This window comes from Mesorhizobium sp. M8A.F.Ca.ET.207.01.1.1, from assembly GCF_004794715.1.
Taxonomy (GTDB): domain Bacteria; phylum Pseudomonadota; class Alphaproteobacteria; order Rhizobiales; family Rhizobiaceae; genus Mesorhizobium.
Map to the genome: position 1 here is coordinate 1 of NZ_SRUS01000598.1, position 279 is coordinate 279.

A 279-nucleotide genomic window follows, 5' to 3' on the forward strand; every position below is an offset into this window, starting at 1 on the left:
GCCGAACGAGCGAGGACCTCCGCGGGAAAAGTGATGCTGTCGGCGCCCCGACGCTCGGCGTCGAGCCTCGCCTTGCGAGCCGTGAGCTGGTCGAGCGCCTTGCTCACCACCGCGAGATTGGCAGCCGGCACGGTGCGGTCGAGACGCAGCAGCAGGTCGCCGGCTTTCACGAGGTCGCCGTCGCGGGCATCGATCTCGGCAACGATGCCGCCGGTCGAATGCTGCACATTCTTGACGTGGGAGTCGACGACGAGCGTGCCGGGGGCGATGACCGCGCCG

1 protein-coding gene is annotated in these 279 nt (G+C 69.5%); it reads right to left on the reverse strand.

Going from position 1 to position 279, the window contains the following annotated elements; genetic code table 11:
- Positions 1 to 279 (reverse strand): biotin/lipoyl-binding protein (locus EN850_RS36000; protein WP_136093102.1); only part of this gene is annotated, 279 nt, incomplete at both ends.